This is a genomic window from Pseudonocardia sp. Cha107L01, from assembly GCF_052566575.1.
The window spans coordinates 4,612,101-4,628,913 of the sequence record NZ_CP199579.1 but is presented as its reverse complement, the minus strand read 5'-3'; the positions used below and the strand labels follow the sequence as shown (position 1 = coordinate 4,628,913).

Below are 16,813 nucleotides of genomic sequence, written 5' to 3'. Positions count from 1 at the left end.
GCAACCGAACCGGGTGTGCGGCCGCGAGCCGAGGCGGTCAGCCGTCCGCCCGGCCGAGAGCCGAGGCGGTCAGCCGTCCGCCCGGCCGCCGGGGCGGGACCAGGCGAGCCGCACCCACATCATGGCCAGCAGCGCCATGCACAGCACCGACAGGATCAGCCCGATTCCCGGCCCGGGCGCTCCGTTCGGCGCGGTGTTGCGCGACCACACCGCCCACAGCCCGTTGACCACCGAGAACCCGCAGCCGAGCGCGCACGCCCAGCCGATGGCCCACAGCCGGGTGAGGATCGCACTGGTCGAGCCGATCACCCCGAACAGCAGCGAGGTGATCGCGAAGAGCCGGGGCAGGATGCCCAGCTGGCCGTCGCCGAGCAGTACGTTCCAGCCGCTGATCGAGCCCGTCCAGGGCAACGCGTGCGCGACCAGCAGCAGCAGTACCCCGACGGACACGACCATCGCCGCCGGACCCGGGTCGAGCCGCGGCCACGCCCGGTAACCGGACAGCTCCCGGTCCAACCGGTCCAGACCGTCAGGCATCGAACTCATCGGGTACCTCCCACCGAAGACTGCATCGAAAGCGCGCCGGGGCGGCCGATCCCGGGCAGCCCCAGACCGGTCACGTTGGCCCCCGTGCCGGCGGCCGGGGCCGCGCCGGGGCGGCCGTACAGGTCGCCGGCCCTGGTCCGGCGGTGCGCGACCAGCGGCCCGTCCGCCACCAGGTGGTGCGGGGCCGCGTAGGTGATCGTCGCCTCGACCACGTCACCGGGCCGCACGGCAGCGGCTCCGACGGCCGCGCCGGGCGCGAAGTGCACCAGCCGACCGTCCCGCGCGCGACCGCTCAGCCGGCTGGTCGCCGCGTCCTTGCGTCCCTCGCCCTGGGCGACCAGCAGCTCCACGGTGCGCCCGACCAGCTCGCGGTTGAGCTCCCAGGAGATCTCCTCCTGCACCGCGACCAGCCGTTGGTAGCGCTGCGTGACGACCGCCTTGGGCACCTGGTCGGCCAGCGTGGCGGCCGGCGTCCCGGGCCGGGGCGAGTACTGGAAGGTGAACGCGCTCGCGAACCGGGCCGCCCGCACCACGTCCAGGGTGGCCTCGAAGTCCGCGTCGGTCTCGCCCGGGAAGCCGACGATGATGTCGGTGGTGATCGCGGCGTCCGGGATGGCGGCGCGCACCTCGTCCAGGATGCCCAGGTAGCGGGCCGACCGGTAGGACCGGCGCATCGCCTTCAGCATCGAGTCGGAGCCGGACTGCAGCGGCATGTGCAGCTGCGGACAGACCACCGGCGTCTCGGCCATCGCGGTGATCACGTCGCTGGTGAAGTCGCGTGGGTGCGGCGAGGTGAACCGCAGCCGCTCCAGCCCGTCGATCTCGCCGCAGGCCCGCAGCAGCTTGCCGAACGCGGCCCGGTCGCCGAACTCCACGCCGTAGGAGTTCACGTTCTGCCCGAGCAGGGTCACCTCCAGCACACCCTCGGCGGCCAGCGCGGACACCTCGGCCAGCACGTCGCCGGGGCGGCGGTCCACCTCGGTGCCGCGCAGCGAGGGCACGATGCAGAACGTGCAGGTGTTGTTGCAGCCCACCGAGATCGACACCCAGGCCGAGTACGCCGAGTCGCGCCGGGCCGGCAGGCTGGACGGGAAGACCTCCAGCGACTCCTTGATCTCGACCTGGGCGACCTCGTTGTGCCGGGCGCGCTCGAGCAGCGCGGGCAGGGAGCCCAGGTTGTGGGTGCCGAACACCACGTCCACCCAGGGCGCCCGGCGCACGATCTCGGCGCGGTCCTTCTGCGCCAGGCAGCCGCCGACCGCAATCTGCATGCCGGGGTGCGCGTCCTTCACCGGGCGCAGGTGGCCGAGGTTGCCGTACAGCCGGTTGTCCGCGTTCTCCCGTACCGCGCAGGTGTTGAACACGATCACGTCGGCCTGATCGGCGCCGTCCGCCACCGGCTCGTAGCCGGCGGATTCGAGCATGCCTGCCAACCGCTCGGAGTCGTGTGCGTTCATCTGACATCCGTAGGTGCGGATCGCGTAGCTGCGGGTCACGCTGAGCCTCTCCGGGGTCCGCCGGCTGCGGCGGCGGTCGGTCAATCGGGTGCACCACCAGGGTATGCCCCGCAACCGCCGGGACCTGTGCCGGCCGGCCCCGGGGACCTGTCGGTAAGCAAGCTTGACGGGTGGCCTCCGCCGAGCACATGGCGTTCGGCCCGCGGGGGTGGGCACAGCGGGTGGGGTCCGGCACGGCGGGAACGGGTGGGCACATCGAGCGGGCTCGGGCACGACCCAGCGGGCACGGCGGGCGGGCACGGCGCCGGACGCGGGCCGCCGCGGTTCCGGTGCCAGTTCCGATTCGGGCCGTCTACAACCTCGACAGTAACCTCAGTACTGCGTTTATCAAGGTCAAATAGTACTGGCGTTACTATCAGGCCCAGTCGCCCGGGTCGGGGGCCTGAGGTGCACCCCCGACCGGACGAGTCGCGCCGAGAACCGCCGCCACGCTCGAGGTCGGGCCCGGCACCAATTAGCCACGCGGCAAGGCGGTCGGCCCGGCAGGGCCGTCGTCACGATCGCGGTCGGCTGGGCAAGGCGGTCGGCTCGGCAAGGCGGTCGGCTCGGCAAGGCGGTCGGCTCGGCAAGGCGGTCGGCTCGGCAAGGCGGTCGGCTCGGCAAGGCGGTCGGCTCGGCAAAGCGGTCGGCTCGGCAAGGCGGTCGGCTCGGCCGAGCACCCGGCCGGGGACCGGACCCGGCCGTGGAGATAGCGCGAGCGAGCCCTCGCGAGGCAGGATGCCGGCGTGCGTGCCGCAGGGGGATCACCGTCGCGGCGCACAGTGCTGCGCGCCGGGGCGCTGGCGGCGATGGGCGCGCTGGTCGGCGCCGGCGCGCTGGGCTGCGGCTCGCGGTTCGCCGGTACCCGGCTGACGCTGGGCACCGGCGGGTCGCAAGGGGTGTACTACACGCTGGGCGGCGCACTGGCGGACGCCTGGCAGGACGGTCTGGGGCTGGCCGAGCATCCCGTGGTGCGCCCGACCGCCGGCTCGGTGGAGAACCTCGCCCTGCTCGCCGCGAGGTCGGTCGACGTGATCTTCAGCGCGGCCGACGTCGCGGACGCCGCGCTGACCGCCGCGAGCCCGCCCGGCCGGGCACCGCGCGCGCTGGCCCGAATCTACGACGACGCGCTGCAGGTGGTGGTGCCGGCGGACTCGCCGATCACCCGGCTCACCGACCTGCGTGGCCGGCAGGTCTCCCTCGGCGCGGCCGACTCGCAGGTCATCGTGGCGGCGAACCGCCTGCTCACGGCGGCCGGGCTGAACCCGGCGAAGGACCTCTCGGCCAGCACCCTGGGCATCGACGAGTCGGTCGTCGCGCTGCGCAACAACACCATCGACGCGTTCTTCTGGTCCGGCGGGCTGCCCACCGGCGGGCTCACCGGGCTGGCCGCCGTGCGCCCCATCCGGCTGCTGGACCTGCTCCCGGTGGTGCCGGCCATCCGCGCCCGCTACCCGGTCTACGACGTGGGCACTGTGCCGGCCGCCACCTACGGCATCCCGGCCCCGGTCACGACCCTGTTCGTGCGCAACTTCCTGCTGGTCGCCGCCGAGCTGCCGGACGATCTGGCCGGCGGGCTGGTGGCCGCGATGTTCGCCGAGCGGGACCGGCTGGTCCGGGCGAGCCCGGCCGGCCGGGCCATCGACACCCGGTCCGCCATCGGTACCCAGCCGGTACCGCTGCACCCCGGCGCGGAGCGCTTCTACCGCTCGGCCAAGGAGTACGACTAGGTCGCGAGGGTCGTCCCGGGGCCTGCCAGCCCGGGTTCGGCGACGGGCAGCCGCACCGCGACCCGCAGCCCGCCACCCTCCGGCAACTCGAGGCTCAGCTCACCACCGCCGCGGCGCACCGTGCTCAGCGCGATCGCGAGGCCGAGCCCGGACCCGTCCACGTTGTGCTGGGCGGGGCTGCGCCAGAACCGGTCGGTGGCCCGCTCGAGCTCGTCCGGGGCCAGCCCGGGCCCCTGATCGCGGACCGTGAGCAGCACGTGTTCACCGGCGGGCCGGGTGTGCACCTCGACCTCGCCGCCCGGCGCACTGAACTTGATCGCGTTGTCCAACACCGCGTCCAGCACCGTCTCCACCGCACCGGCGGGCGCGCGGGCCCGCAACCCGGGCTGCCCGGTGCGGCGCAACCGCAGCCCCTCGTGCTCGGCGAGCACCCGCCAGGCGTCCAACCGGTCGGCGAGCACCGCGTCCAGCTCGATCGACGCCAGCTCCGTCGGCGCCCGCTCCGCCCTGGCCAGCGCGAGCAGCCCGTCCAGCACCTCGCCGAGGCGGTCGGCCTCCTCCAGCGCCGCCGCCTGCTCCTCGACGGCGTTGGTGCCGTTGCCGTCCAGGTTGTTCAGCCGCAGCCGCAACGCGGTCAGCGGATTGCGCAGCTGGTGCGAGGCATCCGCGACGAAGGCGCGCTGGGCGGCCAGCGCCTGCGTCACGGTGACGGCCATCTGGTCGAACGAGCGGGTGAGCTGGCGTAGCTCGGCCGGTCCCCGGCTCTCCCCGACCGGTTCGGCCGCCGCGCCGGACAGCACCGACGCGGCCACCCGGGACAGCCCGGCGTCGAGGCGCCGCACCGGCCGCAGGATCCAGCGCACCACCGGCAGTGCACCGAGCGCGGCCAGTGCCAGCGCGACCAGGCCGGCGCCGACCAGCAGCAGCCACTCGGCGAGCACGTCGTGGCGCAGCGTGTCGGTGGGCGAGACGGTGACGGCGGCGCCGCGCACCTCGCCGTCCACCAGCACCGGCTCGGCGAGCAGCATCGGCGCCCCGTTCCACGGCAGCACCAGCGGGTACGGCTCGGAGCGGCGGCCGGCCAACGCCACCCGGACCCGGTCGGCGGTGGACAGCGCCAGCCCCGGCCGGGATGCGGCCAGGATCGCGCCGTCCCTGGCCACCAGCGCCACCGAGATGCCGTAGACCTCGTCGTAGCGCTGCATCTCCGGCAGCAGTGCCGCCGGGTCGGCCTCCACCAGCGGCCGCTGGGCCAGCGAGGCGAACCGCACGGTGTCGGCGAGGCGGTCCACGAACTGGGCCTGCAGCGCACCTCGGGCGCCGGCCACCGCGAGCGGGACGCCGAGCCCGAGCAGCACCATGGCGACCAGCACCATCACGGTCACCAGCAACCGGCGCCGCACCGCCCGTCCTCTATTCGCCCGCGGCGGGCAGGCCGAGGCGGTAGCCCACACCGCGCACGGTCTGCACCAGCTCCGGCCGGCGGAGTTTGGTCCGCAGGGTGGCCACGTGCACGTCCAGGGTTCGGTTCGCCCCCGGCCAGCTCCGGCCCCACACCTCGGCCACGATCCGGTTGCGGGTGCACACCGCGCCACCGGCGGTGGCCAGCAGGGCGAGCACCTGGAACTCCTTGCGGGACAGCGTCACCGACTCCCCGTCCACCACCACGGTGTGCCGGGCCAGGTCCAGGGCCACCCCGTCCACCTCGATCAGCTCGGGGACCATCGCCCCGGGCTGTGCCGCGCGGCGCCGCCGGTACACCGCCTCCACCCTGGCGACCAGCTCGCCCACGTCGTACGGCTTCACCAGGTAGTCGTCCGCGCCGGAGTGCAGCCCCAGGATGCGGTCGTCGACCTCACCCCGCGCGGACACGATGATGATCGGCACATCACAGGTCTCCCGGATGGTGCGGCACACGTCCACCCCGTCCACGTCTGGCAGTCCAAGATCGAGCAGTACCACGTCGACGTCGCCGAGATGGGCCACCACATCCCGGCCGCCGGACAGCCGCGTGATGCTCATACCATGCCGCCGCAACGCCGGCCGTAACGCCGCTGCAACCCGGTCGTCGTCCTCGACCAGCAGAATCCGCAACTGTCGCTCCTGGTAATAGATCACTCACGCGTGACCGAGTTGAGACCCTAAGTGTTGCTCAAAGCCCTGGACGATAGTGACCGGCGCCGCTTAGCCTCGCCCAACCTATCCTCTACTGAGAGGACGCTGAGACCGTGGATCGACCCGGACCTGCCGGTGCTCCCATGATCCAGATCCAGCACGTCGACAAACACTTCGGCGAGCTGCACGTGCTCAAGGACATCGATCTCGAAGTAGCGGCCGGCCAGGTCGTGGTGGTGCTCGGGCCGTCCGGCTCGGGTAAGTCGACGCTGTGCCGGGCCATCAACCGGCTGGAGCCGATCGACAGCGGCACCATCAAGGTGGACGGCCAGCCGTTACCCGCCGAGGGCAAGGACCTGGCCCGGTTGCGCGCCGATGTGGGCATGGTGTTCCAGAGCTTCAACCTGTTCGCGCACAAGACGATCCTGGAGAACGTCACGCTCGCCCCGCTGAAGGTGCGCAAGTCACCGAAGGCGGAGGCGGAGCAACGCGGCCTCGAACTGCTCGAGCGGGTGGGCATCGCCAACCAGCGGGACAAGTACCCGGCCCAGCTGTCCGGCGGCCAGCAGCAGCGGGCCGCGATCGCCAGGGCGCTGGCCATGCGGCCCAAGGTGATGCTGTTCGACGAGCCCACCTCGGCACTGGACCCGGAGATGGTCCAGGAGGTGCTGGACGTGATGACCGGGCTGGCCAGGGAGGGCATGACCATGCTGGTGGTCACCCACGAGATGGGCTTCGCCCGCCGCGCCGCGCACCGGGTGGTGTTCATGGCCGACGGCGAGATCGTCGAGGACGCCACCCCGGACGACTTCTTCACCAAGCCGCGCTCGGCGCGGGCCAAGGACTTCCTCGGCAAGATCCTCACCCACTAGCCGGGGCGGCCACCGAGCGCCCGCCGCCCCCTCACCCGAGCACGGCTCACCTGAGCACTACTCACCCGGGCACGGGTTCCGAGCACACCACGTGTCGCCTTGGCGACAACAAGAATTGGAGAACCGGATGAAGTGGAGATCGCTCGCCGTCGGCCTGCTCGTCGGCGCCCTGTCCCTGACCGCGTGTGGCAAGGAAGGCAGCCCCGGAGGCGGCGGCTCCGTCGTCAGTGAGCCGGCGGCCGCCGACGTGCAGGTGGCCGGCTCCCCCACCTTCGACAAGATCAAGCAGCGCGGCGGCGTGGTCGTGGGTGTGAAGGACGACCAGCCGGGCCTCGGGTTCAAGGACGCGACCACCGGCGAGTACTCCGGCTTCGACATCGAGGTGGCCCGCCTGGTGGCCGCCAAGCTCGGCTACGGCACCGACAAGATCACCTTCAAGACCGTGCCGTCGGCCGCCCGTGAGGACGCCATCTCCCGCGGCGACGTCGACTACTACGTCGGCACCTACACCATCAACGCCAAGCGCAAGAACAGCGTGTCGTTCGCCGGCCCGTACTTCGTGTCCGGCCAGGGCCTGCTGGTCCGCAAGGACGAGACCGCGATCACCGGCAAGGACACCCTGAAGGGCAAGAAGGTCTGCTCGGTCACCGGGTCCACGCCGATCCAGCGGGTGCAGCAGCAACAGCTCACCGAGGCCGCCAACATCGTCCAGTTCCAGACCTACAGCCAGTGCGTCGACCAGCTGCTCAACAGCCAGGTCGACGTGCTCACCACCGACGACGCGATCCTCAAGGGCTACGCCGCACAGCAGCCCGACAAGCTGAAGCTGGTCGGTGACGCGTTCTCCACCGAGCCCTACGGCGTCGGCCTACCCAAGGACGACTCCGCACTGCGCGGCAAGGTCAACGACATCCTGCAGGCCTCGTTCGACGACGGCACCTGGCAGAAGATCTACGACGGCACGCTGGGCAAGTCCGGCTCGCCGGCCAGCCCGCCCAAGCTCGAGCGCTACTGACCCGGCCGTCCGGGGTGGTGGCTGGCGCGGTACTGCCGGCCACCACCCCGACGGGCCCAGTCTCCGACAAGGAGCTTTGCCGGTGAACGTCCTCCTCGACAATCTCGGGCTGTTCGGTCAGGGTTTCCTCGGCACGATCAAGCTCTTCGTCGTGGCCGCGGTCGGGTCGTTGATCGGCGGCACGGTCCTGGCCGGCATGCGGGTCAGCCCGGTGCCGATCCTGCGCACGTTCGGCGCGGCCTACGTCAACACGGTCCGCAACACCCCGCTCACCCTGGTCCTGCTGCTCTTCGCCTTCGCCTATCCGAGGCTGGAGATCGCGGACCTCTCGTTCTTCACCCGGGCCTGCCTGGCTCTGATCGTCTACACCTCGGCGTTCGTCTGTGAGGTGGTCCGCTCGGGCATCAACACGGTGCCGGTCGGGCAGGCCGAGGCATCCCGTGCGCTCGGCTTCACCTTCAACCAGACGCTGTCCAGCATCGTCCTTCCGCAGGCCGTGCGAGCGGTCGTCCCGCCGCTGACGAACATCGAGATCGCGCTGCTGAAGAACACCACGATCGCCGCCGGCTTCTCGGTGATCGAGGCCGGCGGCATCTACAGCACGCTGTCCGACCGGGGCTACAGCGTGTTGGTCGGCCTGCTCTGGGTGGCCCTCGGCTTCCTGATCCTGGTCATCCCGCTCACCCTGCTGCAACGGCGGCTGGACCAGCGCTGGAGCGCGGCCCGATGACCGCGGTGCTGTACGACATCCCGGGTCCCAAGGCCCGGGTGCGCAACGCGGGCACCGGCGTGGTCGGCGTCGTGCTGATCGTGGCGGCGATCGGCTTCGTGATCTACCGACTGATCGTCACCGGCCAGTTCTCCGCGCGGGAATGGGAGTGGATCCAGTACTCCGCGATCCAGATCCTGCTGCTGAACTCGCTGCTCGCTACCTTGGCAGCCTTCGCGGTGGCCGCGGTGCTCGCCCTGGTCTCCGGTGCCGTCCTCGCCGCCGGCCGCCTGTCCGAACACCGCTGGGTCAGCCGGCCCGCGACGGTCGTGGTGGAGTTCTTCCGCGCGATCCCGCTGCTGGTGCTGATCTTCATTCTGTTCTACGGGGTATCCCGCAGTCTCGGCTTCAACATCAGCACGTTCTGGGCGCTGGTGCTCGGCCTGACGCTCTACAACGGGTCGGTGCTCGCCGAGATCTTCCGCGCCGGCGTGCTCGCACTGCCGAAGGGCCAACGCGAGGCCGCCTACGCGCTGGGCATGCGCAAGACCCAGGTCATGACGAACGTGCTGCTGCCCCAGTCGCTCCGCGCGATGCTGCCGACCATCGTCAGCCAGCTCGTCGTGGTGCTCAAGGACACCGCGCTCGGGTTCCTGATCCTCTACCCGGAGCTGCTCTACCAGGCTCGTTTCCTCGGCAGCCAGGGTCAGCTGGGCTCACCGATCCTGCCGGTGGCCATGGTGGTGGCGGTGATCTACATCGCGATGTGTCTGCTGCTCTCCATGCTGGCCAACTACCTGGAGCGGCGCACCCGCCGCAACCCCAAGATCGCCGCACTGGACCCGGCCGCCAAGGCCAAGGCGGAGGGTGAAGTGGTCGCCGCACAGTCCACGGACTGACCGCTCAGCTCTGCGTAGCTATACGCCACAGGGGGCGGTGCCGGGCCATGAACTTCGCCGAGTTCAACCACAGCCGGCCGCGCACCATGATCGAGAGCCGCTGGGGTTGAACTCGACGAACGACGGCCGCCGAATGACAAAGATGGGGCGCCGCCCCGACCGGTGTGGTCGGGGCGGCGCCCCTTCGTCGGCTCAGCGCCTCAGGCGTCGGTCTTCTCGCCGCGCTTGAAGATCTTGCTGCCCAACCACACCAGCGGGTCGTACTTGCGGTCGACCACACGCTCCTTCAGCGGGATGAGCGCGTTGTCGGTGATCTTGATGTGCTCGGGGCAGACCTCGGTGCAGCACTTGGTGATGTTGCAGTAGCCGAGGCCGTGCTCCTCCTGGGCCGCCCGCTGCCGGTCGGCGGAGTCCAGCGGGTGCATGTCCAGCTCGGCGATGCGCATCAGGTACCGCGGCCCGGCGAACTCGGCCTTGTTCTCCTCGTGGTCGCGCACCACGTGACAGGTGTTCTGGCACAGGTAGCACTCGATGCACTTGCGGAACTCCTGGCTCCGCTCCACGTCGACCTGCTGCATCCGGTACTCGCCCGGAGCCACCCCGACCGGCGGCGCGAAGGCCGGGATCTCGCGCGCCTTCTGATAGTTGAACTCGACATCGGTGACCAGGTCACGGACCACCGGGAAGGTCCGCAGCGGGGTCACCGTGACGACCTCGTCCTCGGTGAAGGTGTTCATCCGGGTCATGCACATCAGCCGAGGCCGGCCGTTGACCTCGGCGCTGCACGAGCCACACTTGCCGGCCTTGCAGTTCCACCGCACCGCCAGGTCGCCGGCCTGGGTCTGCTGCAGCCGGTGGATGATGTCGAGGACGACCTCGCCCTCGTTCACGTCGACCTGGTAGTCGACCAGGTCACCCTTCTCCGAGTCGCCGCGCCAGACCCGGAAGTGCGCCGAGTAGGTGCTCATGCCGAACCGCCCTTCCCGGCGTCAGCCCTGTGATCGCCGAGCTCTTCACCGGTGTAGTACTTCTTCAGCTCGTCGAGCTCGAACAGATCCAGCAGCTCGCCGCGCATGGCGATCTGCTCCTGGCGCCGCAGGTGCACGTCGTCCTCGCCGTTGGCGGACAGCACCAGCAGCACGTGCCGCCAGTCGGAGTCCATCACCGGGTAGTCGTCGCGGGTGTGCCCGCCCCGGCTCTCGGTGCGCTCCAGGGCGGCCTTGGCCACACAGAGCGACACGAGCAGCATGTTCCGCAGGTCCAGCGCGAGGTGCCAGCCGGGGTTGAACTCCCGGTGGCCCTCCACCGCGACCTGGCGGGTGCGGGTGGCGAAGTCCTCGAGCTTCTTGAGGGCCATCTCCATCTCGTCGCCCTTGCGGATGATGCCGACCAGGTCGTTCATCGTCTGCTGCAGCTCGATGTGCACGGTGTAGGGGTTCTCGCCGCCGGCCGTGTGGAACGGCAGCAGGGCCCGGTCGTGCGCGGCGGCCACGTCGTGCTCGTTCACCGCCGGGGCGCCACCCAGCCCGGTCAGGTAGTCGACCGCGCCGATCCCGGCCCTGCGCCCGAAGACCAGCAGGTCGGACAGCGAGTTGCCGCCGAGGCGGTTCGAGCCGTGCATGCCGCCGGAGCACTCACCGGCGGCGAACAGGCCGGGCACCTTCGAGGCGCCGGTGTCCGGGTCGACCTCGACGCCACCCATCACGTAGTGGCACGTGGGGCCGACCTGCATCGGCTCCTTGGTGATGTCGACGTCGGCCAGCTCCTTGAACTGGTGGTGCATCGACGGCAGCCGCTTGATGATCTCTTCGGGCTTCATCCGGGTGGAGACGTCCAGGTAGACGCCGCCCTGGGGTGAGCCGCGACCGGCCTTGACCTCGGAGTTGATCGCCCTGGCCACCTCGTCGCGCGGCAGCAGCTCCGGCGGGCGCCGGTTGTTGTCCGCGTCGGTGTACCAGCGGTCACCCTCCTCCTCGGTGGTGGCGTACTGGTCCTTGAACACGTCCGGCACGTAGTCGAACATGAACCGCTTGCCCTCGGAGTTGCGCAGCACCCCGCCGTCGCCCCGGACCGACTCGGTGACCAGCAGTCCCTTCACCGACAGCGGCCAGACCATGCCGGTCGGGTGGAACTGGATGAACTCCATGTTGATCAGCGTCGCGCCGGCGCGCAGGGCCAGCGCGTGGCCGTCTCCGGTGTACTCCCACGAGTTGCTCGTCGTCTTGAACGACTTGCCGATACCGCCGGTGGCCAGCACCACGGCGGCGGTCTCGAACAGGATGAACCCGCCGGTGTTGCGCCAGTAGCCGAACGCACCCGAGATCTTGCCGTCGGTCTTGATCAGGTCGGTGATGGTGCACTCGTGGAAGACCTTGATCTTGGACTCGTAGTCCCCGGTCTCCTTGAAGTCCTCCTGCTGCAGCGACACGATCTTCTGCTGCAGGGTGCGGATGAGCTCGAGGCCCGTCCGGTCACCGACGTGCGCCAGCCGGGGGTAGGTGTGCCCGCCGAAGTTCCGCTGGCTGATCTTGCCGTCCTTGGTGCGGTCGAACAGCGCGCCGTAGGTCTCCAGCTCCCAGACCCGGTCCGGCGCCTCCTTGGCGTGCAGCTCGGCCATCCGCCAGTTGTTCAGGAACTTGCCGCCGCGCATGGTGTCGCGGTAGTGCACCTGCCAGTTGTCGTGGGGGTTCACGTTGCCCATCGACGCCGCGCAGCCACCCTCGGCCATGACGGTGTGCGCCTTGCCGAACAGCGACTTGCTGATGATCGCGGTCCTCTTGCCCTGCAGCCGGGCCTCGATCGCGGCCCGTAGCCCGGCGCCGCCGGCCCCGATCACCACGACGTCGTAGGAGTGCCGCTCGATGTCGGTCGCTGCCGATGCTTCGCTTGTGGACTCGCTCATGCCTTCACCTGTTGTCATGTCCGGCGCCTCAGTTCACGATCCGCGGGTCGGCGAACCAGCCGGCCGCCAGCGCCATCACGTAGAAGTCGGTCAGCGCCAGGGTGCCCAGCGTGGTCCAGGCCAGCTGCTGGTGCTTGGCGTTGAGCTTGGTCACCTGCGACCACAGCCAGTAACGAACCGGGTGCTTGGAGAAGTGGTTGAGCCGCCCGCCCATGATGCTGCGGCAGGAGTGGCAGGACGCGGTGTAGGCCCACAGCAGGACGACGTTGGCCACGATGATCAGCGTGCCCAGCCCGACACCGAAGCCGCCGCCCTTGCCCTTGAACGCCTCCACGGCGTCGATGGTGTTGACCACCGAGATGAGAGCCGCGATGTAGAAGAAGTAGCGGTGCAGGTTCTGCCCGAGGAGCGGGAAGCGGGTCTCACCGGTGTAGCGCGCGTGCGGCTCGGCGACGGCGCAGGCCGGCGGGGACTGCCAGAAGCTGCGGTAGTACGCCTTGCGGTAGTAGTAGCAGGTGAGCCGGAAGAGCAGCAGGAACGGCAGCGTGATCGCGCCGAACGGCAGGATCGGCCAGTCCGGCAGGAACCGCCCGAACAGTGATGCCTCCGGGTCACAACCCAGCGACACACAGGGCGAGTAGAACGGGGTGAGGTAGTGGTACTCCGGCACCCAGTACCACTTCTGCATGAACACCCGGACCGTGGCGTAGATGACCCACGCGGCGAGACCGATGACGGTCATCAGCGGCGGCAGCCACCATCGGTCCGTGCGGAGGGTTCTGGCCGCGATCTGCGCCCGACCGGCGGACGCTTCTGTGGTGGATGACACGTCGGAGAGTCCTCATCTGCTTCGGTGTCGACGCCATACGCTCGGAGAACGCACCGCGCCGTGTCGTTCGGATCTCACGGAGCGTACGACTCGCGTCACGGGGCAGCCGTGTCAGGTCGGCAACTTTGACCAGGCCGAGACGCGTTTCACAAGACCGGATGAAGATCACCCGAGTACGCGGGCATGCCGAGGGGCCCAGTCCCGCCGATGGGGAACCGGGCCGCGCCGGTAGCGCCTGCCGCGCGTCAGCTCGCCGCCCGACCACCCACCTTCGCGGCCAGGTAGTCGTGGTTCAGCTGGGAGATCACGTCGAGCGGGATCTCCTTCGGGCAGACGGTGGTGCAGGCGCCGGTGTTCGTGCAGCCGCCGAAGCCGGCGTCGTCGTGGGCCTCGACCATCCTGAGCACCCGCTCGTAGCGCTCCGGCTGTCCCTGCGGCAATTCGCCGAGGTGGGTGATCTTCGCGCCGAGGAACAGCGACGCCGAGCCGTTCGGGCAGGCCGCCACGCAGGCCCCGCAGCCGATGCAGTTCGCGGCGGCGAACGAGCGGTCGGCGGCGGTCTTCGGCACCAGCATCGCGGCGGCGTCCGGGGCGGACCCGGTCGGTGCGGTGATGTAGCCGCCGGCCTGGATGATCCGGTCGAACGCGGCGCGGTCCACCACCAGGTCGCGCAGCACCGGGAAGGCGCCGGAGCGGAACGGCTCCACGGTGATCGTGTCGCCGTCGGCGAACTGGCGCAGGTGCAGCTGGCACGTGGTGGTGGCCTTCGCCGGGCCGTGCGGCTCCCCGTCGATGACCATGCTGCACGCGCCGCAGATGCCCTCGCGGCAGTCGTGGTCGAACGCCACCGGCTCCTCGCCGCGCAGGATGAGCTTCTCGTTCAGCACATCCAGCAGCTCGAGGAACGACATGTCCTCGGTCGCGTCCTCGACCTCGTAGCGGACGAGTTTGCCCTTGGCCTTGGTGTCGTCCTGACGCCAGACCCGCAGTTTCAGTCTCACTTGTAGCTCCGCTTGCTCGGGTGCACGTACTCGAAGTCCAGCTCCTCCTTGTGGAGCACCGGCGCCTGACCCGCACCGGCGTACTCCCAGGCGGCGGCGTAGGAGAAGTTCTCGTCGTCGCGCTCCGCCTCGCCGTCCTCGGTCTGGCTCTCGGCGCGGAAGTGCCCACCGCAGGACTCGGTGCGGTGCAGCGCGTCCAGGCACATCAGCTCGGCGAGCTCGAGGAAGTCGGCGACCCGGCCGGCCTTCTCCAGGCTCTGGTTGAGCGCGGCGCCGGTACCCGGCACCGTCACGTTGGTCCAGAACTCGCGGCGCAGCTCCGGGATGCGGTCCAGCGCCTTGCGCAGGCCCTCGTCGCTGCGCTCCATGCCGCAGTAGTCCCACATCAGGTGGCCCAGCTCGCGGTGGAACGAGTCGACGGTCCGGTTGCCCTTGATGGACAGCAGCCGCTCGATCCGGTCGCTCACCTCCCGCTCGGCCGCCACCACCTCGGGCGCATCGGGGGCGACCGGGTCCAGCTTGTTGCTGGCCAGGTAGTCGCCGATCGTGTTCGGCAGCACGAAGTAGCCGTCGGCCAGCCCCTGCATCAGGGCCGAGGCGCCGAGCCGGTTGGCCCCGTGGTCGGAGAAGTTGGCCTCGCCGGCGACGTACAGGCCGGGGATGGTGCTCTGCAGGTCGTAGTCCACCCACAGGCCGCCCATCGTGTAGTGCACGGCCGGGAAGATGCGCATCGGCACCTGGTAGGGGTCCTCGCCGGTGATGCGCTCGTACATCTGGAACAGGTTCCCGTACTTGGCCTCGACGGCCGGTCGGCCCATCCGCTGGATCGCGTCGTCGAAGTCCAGGTACACGCCGAGCCCGGTCGGGCCGACGCCGCGCTTCTCGTCGCACATCTTCTTGGCGGCCCGGCTGGCGATGTCGCGGGGCACCAGGTTGCCGAACGCCGGGTACATCCGCTCCAGGAAGTAGTCCCGCTCCGCGTGCGGGATGTCGTTCGGCGCGCGGTCGTCGCCCGCCCGCTCGGGTACCCAGACCCGCCCGTCGTTGCGCAGCGACTCCGACATCAGGGTCAGCTTCGACTGGTGGTCGCCGGAGACCGGGATGCAGGTGGGGTGGATCTGCGTGTAACACGGGTTGGCGAACAGCGCGCCCTTGCGGTGCGCCCGCCAGGATGCGGTGACGTTGCAGCCCTTGGCGTTGGTGGAGAGGTAGAAGACGTTGCCGTAGCCGCCGGAGGCCAGCACCACGGCGTCGGCGAGGTGGGTGCTGATCTCGCCGGTGACCATGTCCCTGGCCACGATGCCGCGAGCCCGCCCGTCCACCACGATCAGCTCGAGCATCTCGTGCCGGGAGTGCATCTTCACGTTGCCGGCTCCGTTGACAGGGCCGATCTGGCGCTCCAGCGCCTGGTACGCGCCGATCAGCAGCTGTTGTCCGGTCTGGCCCCTGGCGTAGAAGGTGCGCGACACCTGCACCCCGCCGAAGGAGCGGGTGTCCAGCAGGCCGCCGTACTCGCGGGCGAACGGCACGCCCTGCGCCACGCACTGGTCGATGATCTGCCGGCTGATCTCGGCGAGGCGGTGCACGTTGGACTCACGGGCCCGGAAGTCGCCGCCCTTGACCGTGTCGTAGAACAGCCGGAACACGCTGTCGCCGTCGTTGCGGTAGTTCTTCGCCGCGTTGATCCCACCCTGCGCGGCGATCGAGTGCGCCCGGCGCGGGCTGTCCTGGTAGCAGAACGAGCTGACCTGGTACCCCAGCTCCCCCAGCGACGCCCCGGCCGCCCCGCCGGCCAGGCCGGTGCCGACCACGATGACGTGCAGCTTGCGCTTGTTGGCCGGGTTGACCAGCTTCATGTCGAAGCGGCGGCGCTCCCAGCGGGTCTCGATGGGCCCGTCCGGGGCGACCATGTCCGCGATCGGCGAACCGACGGTGTACTCGGAGAAGTTCATGACCTAGACCAATCCGAAGGTGACAGCGAGCGGTACGGACAGAAATCCGACGGTGAGCAGGACGGCGAAGGCGGTGGAGACGGCTTTCAGCCGCGCCTGCCTGGCGTTGTTGGACCAGCCGAGCGTCTGCAGCGCGCTCCACAGGCCGTGCCGGATGTGAAACCCGACGGCCACCACGGCGAGGACGTAGAAGAGCGTCACGTACCAGCGCCCGGGGGTGAAGTCGGCGTGCAGGTTGTCGTAGACCTGCAGGTGAACCCCGTGCGGGTTCAGCGTGCCGGTGGTCAGATCGAGCAGGTGGTAGATCACGAACAGCACCACGATCACGCCGCCCCAGCGCATGGTCCGCGCCGCGTAGCTGCCGGGGACCTTGTTGCGCACCGCGTACTTCACCGGCCGGGCCTGGCGGGCGCGCACGGTGAGCAGGGCCGCCGACCAGATGTGCGCCAGGACCGACACCGCCAGCAGGAACCGGACGAGCCACAGCGTGCCCCCGTAGGGCACCACCGGCTCCAGGATGGTGCGCAGCCAGGCCGCATACCCGTCCAGCGCGGCGGCGCCGAGGAAGATCTTCAGGTTCCCGACCATGTGCAGGACGAGGTACAGCAGCATGAACCCGCCGCTGACCGCCATCACGAACTTGAGCAGGACCGACGGCAGCTTCACGTGCCGGGCCGGTGGCGTCACCCCCACCGCGGTCTGCCTGCTGAAGACTAGGGATTTCACGAACTCCAGTGCACTATCGGA

General features: G+C 70.2%; 15 protein-coding genes. 5 read left to right on the top strand and 10 right to left on the bottom strand.

All coding sequences use genetic code 11. The annotated features are described in order from the left end of the window. Positions 1-69 precede the first annotated feature (69 nt). Both ACTXG6_RS21815 and miaB read right to left on the bottom strand, forming a co-directional pair. A complete protein-coding gene (locus ACTXG6_RS21815) occupies positions 70-546 on the bottom strand; it encodes an Rv2732c family membrane protein (protein WP_445189647.1) in 477 nt (158 codons plus the stop codon). Continuing rightward, positions 543-2,042: a tRNA (N6-isopentenyl adenosine(37)-C2)-methylthiotransferase MiaB gene (miaB, locus tag ACTXG6_RS21810; RefSeq protein ID WP_445189646.1), complete on the bottom strand. Its 1,500-nt coding sequence runs from the start codon at positions 2,040-2,042 to the stop codon at positions 543-545. Before miaB ends, ACTXG6_RS21815 begins: the two co-directional genes overlap by 4 nt. Before the next feature lie 746 nt (positions 2,043-2,788). On the opposite strand from miaB, the gene ACTXG6_RS21805 reads away from it, so the two are divergent. Beyond that, positions 2,789-3,772, top strand: a complete 984-nt coding sequence (locus ACTXG6_RS21805) for a TAXI family TRAP transporter solute-binding subunit (RefSeq protein WP_445189645.1) — start codon at positions 2,789-2,791, stop codon at positions 3,770-3,772. On the opposite strand, the gene ACTXG6_RS21800 is transcribed toward ACTXG6_RS21805, so the two are convergent. After that, positions 3,769-5,175: a sensor histidine kinase gene (locus ACTXG6_RS21800; RefSeq protein ID WP_445189644.1), complete on the bottom strand. Its 1,407-nt coding sequence runs from the start codon at positions 5,173-5,175 to the stop codon at positions 3,769-3,771. The genes ACTXG6_RS21805 and ACTXG6_RS21800 overlap by 4 nt on opposite strands. A 10-nt stretch (positions 5,176-5,185) precedes the next feature. After that, entirely contained in the window at positions 5,186-5,866 is a 681-nt protein-coding gene (locus tag ACTXG6_RS21795; protein ID WP_445189643.1) for a response regulator transcription factor, read from the bottom strand. A gap of 164 nt (positions 5,867-6,030) precedes the next feature. Between ACTXG6_RS21795 and ACTXG6_RS21790 the strand changes: the two genes are divergently transcribed. The 4 genes from ACTXG6_RS21790 (at position 6,031) to ACTXG6_RS21775 (ending at position 9,382) form a co-directional block, all read left to right on the top strand. Next, positions 6,031-6,759 carry an amino acid ABC transporter ATP-binding protein gene (locus ACTXG6_RS21790; protein ID WP_445189642.1) on the top strand — a complete coding sequence of 243 codons (729 nt, stop codon included), beginning with the start codon at positions 6,031-6,033 and terminating at the stop codon, positions 6,757-6,759. Between the two features lie 127 nt (positions 6,760-6,886). Beyond that, the gene (locus ACTXG6_RS21785) at positions 6,887-7,774 is read left to right on the top strand and encodes a glutamate ABC transporter substrate-binding protein (RefSeq protein ID WP_445189641.1); all 888 of its coding nucleotides are present in this window, start codon (positions 6,887-6,889) and stop codon (positions 7,772-7,774) included. 82 nt (positions 7,775-7,856) lie between these two features. Further along, a complete protein-coding gene (locus tag ACTXG6_RS21780) occupies positions 7,857-8,504 on the top strand; it encodes an amino acid ABC transporter permease (RefSeq protein WP_445189640.1) in 648 nt (215 codons plus the stop codon). Next, on the top strand, positions 8,501-9,382 hold the full coding sequence (locus ACTXG6_RS21775) for an amino acid ABC transporter permease (RefSeq protein WP_445189639.1): 882 nt from the start codon (positions 8,501-8,503) through the stop codon (positions 9,380-9,382). The genes ACTXG6_RS21780 and ACTXG6_RS21775 overlap by 4 nt, the downstream gene beginning before the upstream one ends. 200 nt (positions 9,383-9,582) lie before the next feature. On the opposite strand, the gene ACTXG6_RS21770 is transcribed toward ACTXG6_RS21775, so the two are convergent. From ACTXG6_RS21770 to ACTXG6_RS21745, 6 genes are all read right to left on the bottom strand, one after another. Then, on the bottom strand, positions 9,583-10,350 hold the full coding sequence (locus ACTXG6_RS21770) for a succinate dehydrogenase/fumarate reductase iron-sulfur subunit (RefSeq protein ID WP_445189638.1): 768 nt from the start codon (positions 10,348-10,350) through the stop codon (positions 9,583-9,585). Then, positions 10,347-12,284 (bottom strand): fumarate reductase/succinate dehydrogenase flavoprotein subunit, encoded by a 1,938-nt coding sequence (locus tag ACTXG6_RS21765; RefSeq protein WP_445189637.1) that lies wholly within the window; start codon positions 12,282-12,284, stop codon positions 10,347-10,349. The genes ACTXG6_RS21770 and ACTXG6_RS21765 overlap by 4 nt, the downstream gene beginning before the upstream one ends. 28 nt (positions 12,285-12,312) lie before the next feature. Continuing rightward, the gene (locus ACTXG6_RS21760) at positions 12,313-13,113 is read right to left on the bottom strand and encodes a hypothetical protein (RefSeq protein ID WP_445189636.1); all 801 of its coding nucleotides are present in this window, start codon (positions 13,111-13,113) and stop codon (positions 12,313-12,315) included. A 245-nt stretch (positions 13,114-13,358) separates the two neighbouring features. Continuing rightward, positions 13,359-14,114 (bottom strand): succinate dehydrogenase/fumarate reductase iron-sulfur subunit, encoded by a 756-nt coding sequence (locus ACTXG6_RS21755; RefSeq protein ID WP_445189635.1) that lies wholly within the window; start codon positions 14,112-14,114, stop codon positions 13,359-13,361. After that, entirely contained in the window at positions 14,111-16,066 is a 1,956-nt protein-coding gene (locus ACTXG6_RS21750; protein WP_445189634.1) for a fumarate reductase/succinate dehydrogenase flavoprotein subunit, read from the bottom strand. The genes ACTXG6_RS21755 and ACTXG6_RS21750 overlap by 4 nt, the downstream gene beginning before the upstream one ends. 3 nt (positions 16,067-16,069) lie before the next feature. Further along, the gene (locus ACTXG6_RS21745; RefSeq protein ID WP_445189633.1) at positions 16,070-16,792 is read right to left on the bottom strand and encodes a succinate dehydrogenase cytochrome b subunit; all 723 of its coding nucleotides are present in this window, start codon (positions 16,790-16,792) and stop codon (positions 16,070-16,072) included. Positions 16,793-16,813 lie beyond the last annotated feature (21 nt).